Genomic DNA, 14,185 nt, shown 5'->3' with positions numbered 1-14,185 from the left:
AAGCGCTCAACCTGCCCATTTTTCATACTGGTTCTTGTCCTTTACGGAGGGAACGTACCAGGTCGCTTTGCCAGATTCGTCGCGCCCGAGTCGCGCGCCTTCCACCGGTGGCTTTTGAGCAGCGCCATTACCGTCGGGGAGAGCGGATGCTGGTGCTGGAAAAAACTCCAGCGCAATCATTTCATCCATTGCTTCTTTGAAGGCTTTGATGATGGCGTTTATATCTTCATCGCTGTGGGCGGTCGTAATAAACATCGGCCGGGCGTCCCAGGCGTGAATGCCTTTCTCACGAAGGATGACGTAGATGAGCTCTTCGAACGCGATATCCTGTGGAATCTTGACCTTGCACATGGAACCGCAGTTCTCAACTTTTAGGGGAGCGCCAACCAATTGCGCATGCTGATTAATTTCCGAAACCAAATGGTCGGCACGTTGGTTTAGATCCGACTGCAGGTTGGGCTCGTCCGCCATTCGCTGTAAGACGGCGACGGCAGCTGACAGAACCAGAGGGTGGCGAACAAAAGTTCCGGCGAAATAGGTGACGCCTACTTCAGGTGCCGAGTCATCACCAAATTGCCATTGGCCGCCGTCTAGAGCGTCCATGAATCGGGATTTACCGGATATCGCTCCAATAGGCAGTCCACCGCCTACTATCTTGCCGTACGTGCAGATGTCGGCATCAATACCGTAAAACCCTTGGGCGCCTCGTGGATGGATACGGAATCCGGTAATCACTTCATCAAAGATGAGTGCGATGTGCCGGTCTGTACAGAGGCCCCGGGCTTTCTGAAGAAAATCTCTCGGCTGAAGGTCAGGATGACGACTCTGCACGGGTTCGACGAGAATGGCTGCTATTTCGTCGGCGTGCTCGCTAATGTAGTCCAGCGATTCTTCGCTGCCATAATCAAGGACAATCATGTTTTCTACAGCCGCATCTGGTATTCCGGCGGCCGCAGGAACGGCATAGCCTTTGCTGCCCCTGGTTACGATCACATCGTCGTGAATGCCGTGGTAGTCGTTCTCAAAAATCACTACCTTTTCTTTGGCAGTGACAGTTCGGGCCAGTCGCATGGCACCCAGTACCGCTTCCGAACCGGTGTTGCAGAAGGCCACGCGCTCGTTGCCGGTTACCTGGCAAAAGAGACGCGACGCGTCGGCTACCAGTGGATGCTGTGGCCCGATCTCGTAGCCGGTGTCGAGTTGCCGACCGATAGCTTCTTTGATGAAGGCTGCCGAGTTACCGAAAAAGTTGCTGCCGAAGCCGCAGGTAATATCAATGAGGCGGCCGCCATCAATGTCCCAGAGATAAGGGCCTTCTGATCGTTCCACTACAATGGGATAGATGACGTCTTTGATGGTATTTCGAAAGCCTGAGACAACCCGTGGATCTGCCAACTGTTTGCGGTTGTCCTGGGCAAATTGTTTAGAGCCGGTAAACCGCCTGTTATAACGCGCGGCCAACGAATCGAAATTTTCGCGTTGGATTGCCGTCATGTCGTTGCTGCGCTTTACATTGATTCGAGTACCGGCTCCGAACGGTTTGATCGTAGTCGATTTTCGATCCGACCGCGCAGAGTTGCCGGAAACCTGCTCAAGTGGCCCTACCGGTGATGCTGCAGTTGCAGCTGGTTGACCGGACAATGAGGACAGGAGACTGAGCTGGCCCTGCAGGATCTGCATCTGTTGTTGCAACAGGGACTGGATGTCGCCCGGAGTTGCCCTTGGAAACGCCTGGTAAGAATTGGACTCAGATGACCGCGGAGGTAACTGACTGGTCAACTCGGAATTGGCCGGTTGCTGGCTGTTTGAGACAGGGGTAGCCGCTGGCACGGGACCGGAACCCTCAATGGAAATACCTTCTTTGATCAGATAGTCGGCCAAGGCGTTCAGGTTGCCGCAGTCATTCAGCAGTTGTCGGAAGGTAATATTTATCTTGAACTTTTTCTTCAATTTTAAAGTCGATTGCGTTAGTAGCAGGGAGTCCAGGCCTAGTTCGAAGAAAGTTGCGTTGCCGTCGGCTCTACTAAGATCGATGCCAGAAATATCGCCAAATAAAGTTCGCAGCTTTTCAATAATAGCGTCTTTCATACGTGGCCCAGTCAGATTCTGTTGAGTAGGTAGTATCGCAGCGTCGCTGCTAGCCGGTGGGTTAAGTACTGGTTGCGCTTCGGCCGCTTGGGTTGCGAATTCCGGATCGATGACATGAGTACGATGCTGGAAGGGGTATCCCGGCAATTTCGCCCGGAGTTCTGGAGAAGAGGTGCCGCAAGGCCAATCGACTGCGACTCCTGAGCACCAGGCTTTGCCCAAACCGTCGGCAAAAGACAGGACCTCTTTATTGAGGTCACCCGCATCCGCAGCGAGAGTAACCAGCGCCAGGTCAGATTTGTTACTAAGGTTCTGCAGGACCATGCCGCAAACCGTGCCTTGCGGACCGCACTCCATCAGCACCAGGTTCTTGAGCTCACCGAGAGTTTCGCATCCCTTTCTGAACTGAACGGGCTGGCGGATTTGGCTGGCCCAGTAGGTCAAGTCAGTGGCCTGCTCGGAGGTAATCCAGTCGCCCGTCACGCACGAAATGAAGGGAATTCGAGGCTCGCTCAGCGTCACCCCCGCGAGACACCTGAAAAAATGCTCACTGGCACCGTCCATGGAGGGTGAGTGAAAGGCGTGCGATGTATTTAAAGTCCGGTACTTGATCCCGTTTTGTTCCAGCGTTTCGCTAAACGCGTCAATGGCGCTGTTAGAGCCCGAGACCGTGCACGAATCCACCGTATTCTCGGCAGCAATCACCACATTGGTCGGCAATAGTGGAGCTAGCTGTTGAGCATCAGAACGGACGGCAAGCATTGCACCGGTAGGCTGTGCCTGCATGGCCTCTCCGCGTGCCATGACGACACGGATTGCAGTTTGCAGATCGAAAACGCCTGCGATTGTTGCCGCGATGAGCTCTCCGATGCTATGCCCAATGGCAACCTGCGGCTTGATGCCCAGCCGGGAGAGTTCGGATGCCAGTGAATAGCCGATACAAAACAGGCTGATTTGGGTTTTTTGAGTCTCTTTTAGCGGATCACCGGAGGTGAACACCAGTGAGGCGATATCGGTTGAATGCTGGTCTTTTAGGATTTCGGCACAGGCATCGAAAGCAACACGGAAGCCGGCTACTGAAGCGTATAGTGAACGTCCCATGCTTGCGACCTGACTTCCTTGTCCGGGGAAGGCAAGAGCGACGGTGGGATTCTTAAAAGCTGGATCCGCGTCCTCAGCGTCCTGAATCAGCGCAACTAGCTCATGAACTTTGATCTGCTGTGGGATGCTTAGACGGTAACTAAAAGGTCGACGGTGACGGATCAGCGCGGCGGCAAGTTCACTTCGCGCGACGTGTCCGCTGGTCTGATTCAACAGCGGTTGGTACCGGCTCAATAGATCGGACAGGGCATTGGCGGAATGGGCACTGAAGCACAACGGTACCCAATCAGGGGTGTTGCTTTGCTCAGAGGTGGCCCTTGAATCAACGCCCTTGAGCAACACATGGGCGTTGGTGCCACCAATGCCGAAAGAGCTCACGCCGGCAACTCGTTCTGCTTTCGGAGTATCCCAATCACTGATTGCTTGGGCAACAACAAAAGGCGATTGTTCCAGTTTAAGTTCCGCATTGGGCGTGTCGAAATTAATTGAGGGTGGAATTTGGCCACGATCAATAGACAGCACCGATTTGATCAAGCCCACCACGCCCGCAGCTGCGGTAAGATGACCAATGTTGCTTTTAACAGAGCCAAGACGACAGAACTGTTTGTCTGGCGTGTATTCGGCAAAAGCTTCATTCAATGCAGAGACCTCAATTGGGTCGCCTATAGGCGTAGCAGTACCATGGGCTTCTACATAGCCAATCCGTCGGACCTCAAGCTTTGCGTCACGGATAGCGGACAGAATGACTGACTTCTGACCCTGAACACTCGGTCCGGAGAAGCTACCTTTCTCGGCGCCATCGTTGTTTACCGCGATGCCTGCGATAGCCGCATAGATGCTGTCCCGGTCTCTCTGCGCCTCGTCTAGTCGCTTTAGCACTACAAGCCCGCCACCGTCACTAAATACCGTTCCAGAGCTGTTCTTGTCGAAGGGCCGGGTGTGGCCGTCCCGGGTATATATGCTTCCTTCCTGGTGAGTGTGAGGTTGTTGCTGCGGGAACGTGAGCGAGGCGCCCCCGGCAATTGCAATGTCACAGCGGCCGTTGCGAATGGCTTCAACGGCTTCGGCCACGGCTACCAATGACGTGGAGCATGCGGTGTGAATACTGAGAGCGGGCCCGACCAGATTTAGCTTGTGGGCCAGGCGCGTGGCCGCGTAGTCTTTCTCGTTTGCCACCATGGCTTGCAGGGCGCCGTAATCCTCGAGCTTATCCTGATTCTTGAGGACGTTGTTCAGGTAATAGGTATTGTTTCCGACCCCGCAAAAGACGCCTATCTTTCCGGCGAACTTCTCAGGGTCGTAGCCGGAGTTCTCCAGGGCGTGCCAGGCCAATTCCAGTAACAGGCGTTGCTGCGGATCGACGAATTCCGCTTCGATGGGACTCACCCCAAAAAAACGGTCATCAAACCCCAGCGGGTCATCGATTACGCCACGGGCGTTCACCGCGCCACTTTCTGGGTCTGTTGGTGTGAAGAAGGTGATGCTTTCCTGACCCTGGATGAGATTCTGCCAAAATTCCTCAAGTGAGTTGGCGCCCGGAACCCGAAGAGCCATTCCGATGATTGCTACGTCTCGAGCCGCGGTGTCATTCTTTTTATCCCCTTTGGCTGTTCGGTTGCTGGACACCTCAACCGGCACCGACTGTCGCTCAGTTGCGTACTTGAGGAACTGACCAAGCGTGCGGTACTGAAACAACGAGTACACGGGTATGGACAGCTTTTGATGTTCAAAAAAAGCGGCTGCAATACGATTCGCGTCCAACGAATCCATGCCTTTGTCCTGGAGGTTATCCTCCAATGAAAGATCGGGAAGGCGAAGCTCTGCCTTAATAATGGCAACAAGTTCTTCGGTTATACCGTTACGATCGGAGGGCTCTGCTGTAGGTTTTTGGATTTCCTCGATCATTGTTTTTCGATCGATTTTTCCAGACGGCGTTTTTTTTAGCTGATCCACCCAGTAGAAGCGACTGGGAACCATATATTCGGGGACAGAATTCAGTAAATGTTGCTTAAGGATGGTTGGGTCTTTGTCTGAGTGCGAGCTAGCGGTGATAAATGCGACCAATTTTTTCTGACCGTTCACTTCATGTACCGCTGCGGCCACTTCGCCAACGTATCCGGTGTCCAGTAGTCGGGCCTCGACCTCACTAAGTTCCACCCGATACCCATTGATCTTCACCTGGCTATCGATCCGTCCGTGGTAAAGAAGATCGCCATCCGCATTCCGGCTGACAAGATCTCCGGTCCGGTAAACTCGATGATCTGGCGCACTTGGCAAAGTGATGAAGCGGTCCAAGGTCTGGTCCGGGCTATTGATGTAGCCATGGGCCAGTACCGGGCCAGATATAAAAAGCTCTCCAACGTCGCCTTGGTCAACCGGCTCCAGGGAGTCGTTCAGTATCAGCAGTTCCGCCTGCTCAATAGCTTTACCAATTGGGGGAAGAGCAGGCCAGTTGTCTGCCGGCCAGCTAAGTTTGTATTCGCTGACAACATGGGTCTCACAGGGTCCATATTGATTGCTCAGTGTGGCCCTGTTCAATGCATTGAATGCGGTGCGTATTTCTCGGCTAACGACCAGTTGTTCTCCTGCAGTAACGACTTCCCGAAGCGAGGATGGGTAACACTTGAGACGATTGGCCCACATGATTAGCTGAAGAAGCGCAATGTACGGTAGGAAAATTCGCTCGACACCCTGTTCGTCGATGTATTCGAGCAGGCGCCTGAAATCCTGTTTAAGCTCGCTGTCGATCAGGTAAAGCGTACCGCCCTGGGTAAGGGTTGAGAAAATTTCCTGGAAGGAGACATCGAAGCTCAGAGCAGAGAACTGAAGGGTCTTGAATCGAGCGCTGGTTGTATAGTGCTGGTTCTGCCAGTAAATCAGATTGTCCAGAGTACCGTGATTCATCAGTACGCCTTTGGGTTGGCCTGTCGAACCTGAGGTGTAGATGACATAGGCATTGGTGTCCGGCGCAATCACAGCGTTCGTGGAGCAATTCGCGATGGTCTGTTCGAAATCAATGCCCCTCAGATCGAGATGCGCTCCAACCGGCGCTCTGTATTGATCATTATCTGTGATGGTGAGAGCGGCCTGGGCGTGGCTCACCATGTAGTCTAGGCGGTCCTTGGGGTAAAGCGGGTCTAAGGGTAGATAGGCACAGCCGTGTCGCAGTATTGCGATCATCGCGGTGATGGCCAGCTCACGACTCTGCGTATGAATTGCCACAGGGACGTCGCAATCTATGCCTAGTTCGGCGATTTTTGCCTGAATAACCAGAGCCCGCTGGCTGAGGCTGCCATAGGAAACAACGTTGGTTTCAGACCACAAGGCAGGACTGTCTTCACACGCCTGAACCGTGCGTTCGAAGTGGGCCAGGAAGCCAGGTACAACAGGGGTAGACTCTCTAGCATTCATATCTCTGCCTTCCTTAGATAGAGATCTACGAACACGGCTCGGCGCAAACCCTTGCCGAGGGTCAGTTGGTCAGCGGCAAGTACTCGCTGCCTCGTTGTTACATCATGTAAGCTAGCATAGCAAAGTACAGCGCGCTACACCCTTCAAAGGGTGGTTTTTTTGCCTTTCATGCGACATGGTTCAGGTTGAGTTCTTGAGGTGATTTTCTAAACTGTAAAGAATAAGTTGTACCGAAGCCTCAGCGTCCAATGCGTCGCGCTTGCAGCTTTCAGGACCATGGCATATCGTTAAATCGAACCTCGCTAACTATCGCTCAGAAGGGTTGGGCGTTTGGCGGGTCACGCTGATCGGTCGTAGTTCGTTGAAAAGGGAATTCATGATGAACTTGTTTGATCTGTCCGGGCCGGATGCCATTGAAATCGTTCCCTTTCCAACTGATCGGGATGGCTTGATTTCGTTTATTCAAAAGCGGCAACCAGTCCTTTTGAGTGGCGTGCATGACGCGCTACCTTTCATTCGAAGCTGGGACTATGAATTTTTTAGAAATTGCCTGAAATCGATCAGAATTCAGCGCAAATCAGAGGATGGTATCTACCATTATCTTGGCTTTGAGCGCATTTCAATGACCGATTTCGATCAGGTGATGGCAACCACACAAGACGGCTATGCCCTCGAACCATTGCGGGGGCAGGGCGTCTCCCAGGACTTGCCTCCAGAGCTATCAGTCTCCTTGCCCGCTTTTGTTCCCGAATCAGGGTTCCGGGTCTCTAATCTTTACATTGGTCCCGGCAAAAATAAGTCTCTACTGCACTACGATGAAACCCATAGCCTGTTGATGATGCTGGAAGGCAGAAAGCGCTTTATTCTGTTTTCACCGGACCAGAGTGAGTGCATGTACCCTTACAGCCCTTTCAGCCTTAAAGCCTTGCTCGAAAACAGGGTGGTAGATAGCAGAATCGATTGCCAGGATCCGGACCTGGTGAGCTTTCCCAAGCTGAACCAGGCAGCAGGATTGACCGGCTGGCTTGAGGAAGGGCAGGCGTTATTTATTCCAGCAGGCACTTGGCATTTCATTGAAGCCGAAGGCCGGAACGTTTCCGTTAATTACTTCTGGTTGCAGAACAGTCTTAAGGATTGGTTGAATCAACCTTTACTGGATTTCTGGATTAAACGCAGGGCGATTGATGTTCTTGATCAACTTCGCAAGGTGAAGCATAAACTCTCCGCGGCCTGAAAATTAGATGGGCTGTGTCGGAAGATTATCAGCAGGGCAAACAAACACTGTGGAATTATTCGTTGTTGCAAGCGGGGAGGAGTTTGATCGAATACAGTCACAATGGGACGCGCTTGTAAAAAAGTTAAACCCCGTGCCACTTCCGCTTACTCATAGTTGGCTTCGGTCATGGTGGGATGCCTTTTCAGGCGACATGATCATGGAGTTCAGGTGCCTATATAAGGACAAAGTGCTGGTTGGTGCCGCGCCTCTGGTTCGAATTCAGGAACGTTATAGAGGCATTCCGGTGACACTTCTCAAGTTGGCCGCAAATGGCCACAGTCCGTATTCATCGATCATTGTTGATTCGTCCCTAACAGCTGCAGAACGCGATGAGGCACTGTTGGCGTTGACTTCTGTCGGCGCAAAGGAAATCGGACTGTTTTTTAAGATCGGTCAAGAAAGTGACCTTGAGCGATTTCTTATGGATAGTTCGAAGTTAGGACATAAGAGAATAGGGGAAAAGCCGAGCATCAGAACACCTATCGTTAACATCGATCAGAGTTGGCAAGATTTCTATCGATCGCGGCCTCGAAGCTTGAGAAAGAATATAAACAATAAGCTCAATCGCTTGAAAAAAGTGGGCGACTTTTGCATTCAGCACGAGAACATCGTCAGTGTTGATCAGCCGATCCTTGATGAGCTTGTTGCGATTTCGGCGCAAAGTTGGAAGTCCGCGATCGGCAATGATCTCAAGTCAAACCAGAAGAGCCATCGTTTTCTCTTCAACTTGGTTAATGCTTTCGGTAAATCCGGTTCGCTGAGTGCCTGGATCGCAAGGTGTGACGGACAGCCAATAGCCTATGAGCTCCACTTGGTGCATGACGATGTTGTGTACCCTATACGGGCCGATTTCGATCAAGCATTCAAGGCCTTATCTCCTGGCTCGGTGCTAGAGTATTCAGCGCTCAGAAGCCTGTTCGAGGAGGGCGTCTACCGTCAATACTATACCTGTGCTGATGATTACTGGTACCTGACGAACTGGACCTCGAACTGTCGGAAATTCTGCTCCGTAGAGGTTTTTGGGGACAGCTTTAAATTACGGGCTTTGTATTGGCTCGAATACCGGCTTATTCCGTTAATTAAACGAGTGATTAAACCAGAAAAGAAAAAGCGTCATTCGGTTTAAATTAGTCATAGGGAGGTGAGCCCAGTGCGCGTACTGGTCGTCGTCAGTCCGGATAAGTCGGATGTGTTCTTTGCCAATCAATTGATGAAGTTTTTGAACGTGGTGGGTGTGGTGGTGGAAAACCAGACTCCTGAAAGAGACCGTTCGTCACTCATTAAAAAGGCCACCAAATACGCCTCCAGCCCACGAACCTTTATCCGCAGAAGTTTGGACGTATTGGACCGAACTTTCCTCGAACCGCGTCAGGCCTATAATCAGCCTGGGAATGCACTGGATTTCGGAGAAGAAGGAAGAAAGCTCATTGTTAGCGATGGCGTGGAGAGTTTGTACACTGAGGGAGTGAATGCTATCAACGCGTCGGAATACCGCGATTGGATGCACAATCTTAGGCCTGATGTTATTGCCGTGTGTGGCGCATCGATTATGAAAGCAGATCTGTTATCGATTCCAGCGTACGGTGTTGTCAACCTCCATGGAGGGCTCTCCCAGTTTTACCGTGGGCTTTTCACGACGGATTGGGCCATTCATAACAACGAGCCTGAGTGTGTGGGTGCGACTGTGCACTTTGTTTCCAGGGGAGTCGACGATGGTGATGTTGTCTACCAGGGCCGACCAACTATTGTGGCTGACGATAATCCGAACAGCCTGTATGAGAAAGTGGTGAGGTTGGGCGTAGAAATGATGGTTCAGGCGGTATCCGATCTGGAGCAGCGCCGCTGCCACTCGGTCTCACTAACGACAAAGGGGCGACTTTACCTAAACGACAGCTTCACTACCCGGGTGAAACGTAATACCTGGCGCCGCATTCAGGCCGGTGTTCTCTCGGACTACCTAGCGAATAAATCAGAGAGAGATCAGCGAGTGGAAACGGCTCTAATTAATGATTTCTCAAAGGTAAGCAAGGTTCGGAAGGCGGCTACTGTTTCGACAAGCTAATCTACTTCACTATCTGATTCAGGAATCGAGCGAAGGCCTCACGCTGCTGTTCGCAACCGTAACTCGAACCGTCTCCGCACCGACCGGCCAGCGCCCAAAGCGCGCCCCGGTTGTCCCCTGTAATTTTCTTGAATGCGCCTGCAATCTTTGCCTCAATTCGTGACGGTGTTAGATGTCCTCCCACGTTGTACCAGTACCAAACAATGATGCGGGATTCGTCCTGTTGCATTTGAATCACGGCCTCTGCCACTTTCGTAGGTCGAATTGGGTGAGGGCCGGTAAATGACCGCTCGGTTGCGGAAACCAGCTGCCACTCCGATTCATCGAACAACCGGTTCTTGTAAAAGATTAGTTCCCTGTCCTGAGATTGATTCCTATATCCGGTGATCTGCAATTGAACCTGCTGCAGGTCATCCGACACGTAGACGCCGCTGAGCTCAACGTCAGGGTTGGTGAATTCGGGGGTCCAGAAGTTGGCGTGGCGAAGTGGTCCCCGCCACTCGGGCACATTGGTTATTAACTCGGGCTTCCAGGACTTGGCAATGTTTTCGGTTTTTGCGTGCAGCGCCAGAGGAACCAAAGCGGGCCAAATAATAAATACGGATGCAGCGACCGGCCAGACCAAGGATTTGACCCCCAACGGAAACCCAGAAGTCTGCTCCGGCTTGGGTGAAATGGTTTTCTCAGATCTGGGGAAAGTTTCGAATTTGGATGAAAAAACGAACAGTGGAACTAGGGTGAAAATAACAAAAACGACCCAGCCAAAGAGCTCGTGGTCTTTCACCAGGGATGTTTCCATGTTGGTGTAATGACCAGCAGCGATGATGCCAAAGACCCTTATCCAGTTAGCCAGCATCGACAGGAGTCCCGCAATAACGAACAACAGGACTTTGGAGCGCATGGAGCGGTAATAAAGCTGCCCGTAGAACGCTGAAAGGAACAAGGCCACCATGAGGTAGCGAACACCACTGCATCCGTCCTCGACCAGAAATGCGCCTACTTGCAGTACAATGAGAAATTCGTTGATCGTGGCTTCAATGTCGGCGAGCTGCAAAAACAGCGTGTTGAAGAATACGGTGATGTGCTGCAAAAGGGGGGAAAAGTCGTCCCAAATGGGTACTGCGAAAACCAGCAGCGAGATGGGCCCGGCAGCGGCCCTCAAAAACTCCCGTCCCCAGATAGACCAGCCCCACAGAAGTATCAGTACAGGCGTGAGCAACAGCCGGATTACCCGAATATCGGCGGCCTGAGCGAGAAGCAACGTGACACTTGCACCGGCAAGCAGGAATAACGCAAAGGGTGAGCCTGAGACGGTCAGTCTTTTCAGTACGTGCCGCCGTTCATAAAGCAGAAACAATACCCCGCCCAGAACCAGGTAGCCGTGGGTGTAGATAATCGATTCATACCAGAGTGCAAAGAAATCCTGCCACTCGGCCCACAGACCAAGCAGAAGAATTGGAACTAACAGCAACCATCGGAACTGGACTGAATAGCGGGAGAGGGCACTCATCGCTTATTAACCCTGATCACCAAACTTCTCCAGGATGCGCTGGGCGGCCGAGGTCATGCCGACAATGCGATAAGCCTCGGCCAAATGCCGGGCAATTTCCTCGGAGTCCGGCTGGAGTTCGTGGGCCTTCTCGAGCACAGGCACGCTTTCCCTGTGGTTGCCAGCCTTGAGCATGATCCATCCGTAGGTATCGGCAATGGCCGCGTTGTCGGGGCTAAGCTCATAGGCCCGCTCAGCTAATTTCACTGCCCTCTGATCGTCGTTCTTGTGGTAAAGCCAGGCCAGGTTGTTCAGAACAACCGTGTTATCGGGCATGGCAACAAGCAACGTTTCGTAATTGGCTTGAGCGCTTTGTTCCTGTCCAGTCGACTGCTGGAGCAAAGCCAGGTTCAGGCGAAGCTGGAGGTCGTCCGGCGTTGTATCGAGCTCTTGCTTCAAGAATGCAAGTGCCTCCTCAGCTTTTCCTGAGCGCTGCAAATTCCTGACATAGCCGGCAACGATCTCCGGGTTGGATTTCTTGGCCAGTGCCTCCTTATAACGCTGAGCGGCTTCCTCATAATCAGCTTCACGTTCGAGATATTCAGCCTCAAGGAGGTAGGGGTGCGCGGACAGAGGGTGCTGTTTTCGGGTGTTTTCGAGAAGTTTTTTGGCAGCCTCGATGTTGCCCCGATCGAAGGCCTGCCTGGCAGCCAGTAGGTTGATCCGTTCGTTGTCCGGAAACAGAACCTGTGCCCGCTCGAGCAATAAATCGGACTTCTCTGTTTCTCCGGATTGGCGCAGATTTGCAGCCGCATTGCCATAGATACCCGCCACCATTTCGGAGGACGGCGCCGGTGTAGCTTCATCGGAGCGTTCCAATAACGACGCGGTCAACTGATCGGCCTCTTCAGTGTTATTGCCGAGCAAGGCGATTTCCAAAAGAATCAGGCGTGGTCCTGTCGCGTCCGGATGGCTCTCCAAAACGGTCCTCATAAATTGCTCGGTTTCGTCACGCTCCTGTACGGTAAGCAGGCCCTGCAACGCCTGAGCGCTGTCTGGTGCCAGCCGAACCGCGGTCTGGAACTGAGTTTTTGCCTCGGCTCGGTCGTTTTTGACCAAGGCCAGCTGACCTAATGCTATGGATGGCTCAGCTGCTTTCGGGAATACCTGTTGCGCCTTGAGGAAATACTGCCGAGCCTGCTCCGATTCTCCGGCCTGAAGAGCGAGATTGCCCCGGGTAATCCGGGCCTGAATGCTGTTTTCATCATCCTTCATCCAGCTTTCCGAAGCTTGAATAGCCGATTTAATGTCTCCTGCTTGAACGTAAACTTGGATCAGTACCTGGCGGGCTTGATCAAGTTTGGGGGCATGCTGCCTGACTTGGGCTACCTGCGTGATTGCCCGTTGGTGCTCGTCGCGCTGGCTGAGGTAACCGGCGTAGCGCAGTCGCAGCTCATGGTTGTCGGGATTGATGCTGAGCGCCTTCTCCATCAGCGCTTCACCAGTTTCCAAATCACCATTTTCCAGTGCCGCGATGGCTACCAGGGTTAGGGTCTCAGGATCGGAGTCGCCATTTTCCAGTTCCGCCAGGGTTGATTGCGCGCCCTGCGGATTGCCCATCTGGAGCATGGTGGCAGCAAGCATTTTACTGGCAATCTCTGAGTCGCCTTTACTGGCAATGGGCTCGAGTAACTGATGCGCTTCCTCTGCTCGCCCCTGGCGAAAACGCACCAGGCCGAGCATCAGGGTGGTCTGCTCATGTCCTGGAGCCTGGGCCAGGATTTCTTTTAGGTAGCGCTCTGCCTTCACGAGGTCCTGACTTCGCAAGGCTTCTTCGGCGGCAATCAGGTTGCTACGAATTTTCCCGGGAGGCGACTTGGCAAGAATTTCCTCATAAACAAACGCTTCAGAAAACTTGCTTTGAGCTCGCAGGACACTTATTAAGGCAGAGATGGTGGTGTATTTCCGTGCGGTCATGACGTCGTACTGGCCAATGTCCTCCAAAGCCCGGATGTAGGCATCTTCAGCCTTTGCCCAGTCTTCTTCGAAGTGGGCGAGCTGTGCTTTCCACAGCCATAGTTCCGCGTTCTCGCGATCCAGTTCTTCAGCTTCAGCAACCCGCTGGCGCGCTGTGGTTTCGTCGCCTTGTGCAAGAGCGATCTTAGATAGGCCAATCAGCGCCTCGATTGAATCTGAGGCCATGGAGTTGGCCTGTACGAACGCTGCCTGAGCCAGTTCCGAGTTGCCGGCTGCCAAGTGAATCTGGCCGCGCAGCACAGTAGATTTTGCCTCAACCGCCGCCGAGGGCTCGGAAATTTCATTAAGTGCCGCCAGGGCCTCGTCATATTTGGCTTGCCTGAGCTTGGCTTGGGCAAGGATCAGATTTGCCCGGTTGGTGATCGTTGAGTTGTGCTCCTGGCCGGAGGCCGTCTCCATTAAGCGTTTGAGCTGACGCTCCGCATTAACTGCATCGCCCGCGGTGAGCAGGTTATCAATGATAAGAAAGTACGGCTCAATCTTGTGGGGTTGCAGCTCGATGGCACTTCGGGCTTCTTGGGAGCTGGCCTTGAGCTCACCCTGGCGTTGATAAAATCGGGATTGGTCCAGATGGCTCAGATATTGGATGTCCTCCTGGCTCATCTCTTTGTCTTCACTGCTACAACCGGCAACCGCCAGCACGACGATAATTGCAAGGAGGGAAGTGCGTACTGTTAGCGCTGATATCATGGCCCTGGTCCTTTTCGGGTCTTATTATAAA

The 14,185-nt window shown here is 52.8% G+C and carries 6 protein-coding genes; 3 read left to right on the top strand and 3 right to left on the bottom strand.

Features of this window, described 5'->3' with window-relative positions; all coding sequences use genetic code 11:
- Window positions 1-6: 6 nt before the first annotated feature.
- Window positions 7-6,600, bottom strand: a complete 6,594-nt coding sequence (locus QUE89_RS09550) for a polyketide synthase (RefSeq protein ID WP_286219876.1) — start codon at window positions 6,598-6,600, stop codon at window positions 7-9.
- A 376-nt stretch (window positions 6,601-6,976) separates the two neighbouring features.
- Between QUE89_RS09550 and QUE89_RS09545 the strand changes: the two genes are divergently transcribed.
- From QUE89_RS09545 to QUE89_RS09535, 3 genes are read left to right on the top strand one after another with little or no spacing between them, the layout of a single operon-like run.
- Window positions 6,977-7,834, top strand: a complete 858-nt coding sequence (locus tag QUE89_RS09545; RefSeq protein WP_286219875.1) for a cupin-like domain-containing protein — start codon at window positions 6,977-6,979, stop codon at window positions 7,832-7,834.
- 49 nt (window positions 7,835-7,883) lie between these two features.
- Entirely contained in the window at window positions 7,884-9,002 is a 1,119-nt protein-coding gene (locus QUE89_RS09540; protein ID WP_286219874.1) for a GNAT family N-acetyltransferase, read from the top strand.
- A gap of 24 nt (window positions 9,003-9,026) precedes the next feature.
- Window positions 9,027-9,938, top strand: a complete 912-nt coding sequence (locus QUE89_RS09535; RefSeq protein WP_286219873.1) for a formyl transferase — start codon at window positions 9,027-9,029, stop codon at window positions 9,936-9,938.
- A 1-nt stretch (window position 9,939) separates the two neighbouring features.
- On the opposite strand, the gene xrtA is transcribed toward QUE89_RS09535, so the two are convergent.
- Window positions 9,940-11,448 carry an exosortase A gene (xrtA, locus tag QUE89_RS09530; RefSeq protein WP_286219872.1) on the bottom strand — a complete coding sequence of 503 codons (1,509 nt, stop codon included), beginning with the start codon at window positions 11,446-11,448 and terminating at the stop codon, window positions 9,940-9,942.
- 6 nt (window positions 11,449-11,454) lie between these two features.
- On the bottom strand, window positions 11,455-14,154 hold the full coding sequence (locus tag QUE89_RS09525; protein ID WP_286219871.1) for a tetratricopeptide repeat protein: 2,700 nt from the start codon (window positions 14,152-14,154) through the stop codon (window positions 11,455-11,457).
- Window positions 14,155-14,185: the final 31 nt, after the last annotated feature.

Origin of the sequence: Marinobacter sp. LA51, assembly GCF_030297175.1 — a bacterium.
In the GTDB taxonomy this organism is placed as follows: domain Bacteria; phylum Pseudomonadota; class Gammaproteobacteria; order Pseudomonadales; family Oleiphilaceae; genus Marinobacter; species Marinobacter apostichopi.
Note: the sequence above shows the minus strand (reverse complement) of the source record. Positions and strands in the feature narration are given on the sequence as shown.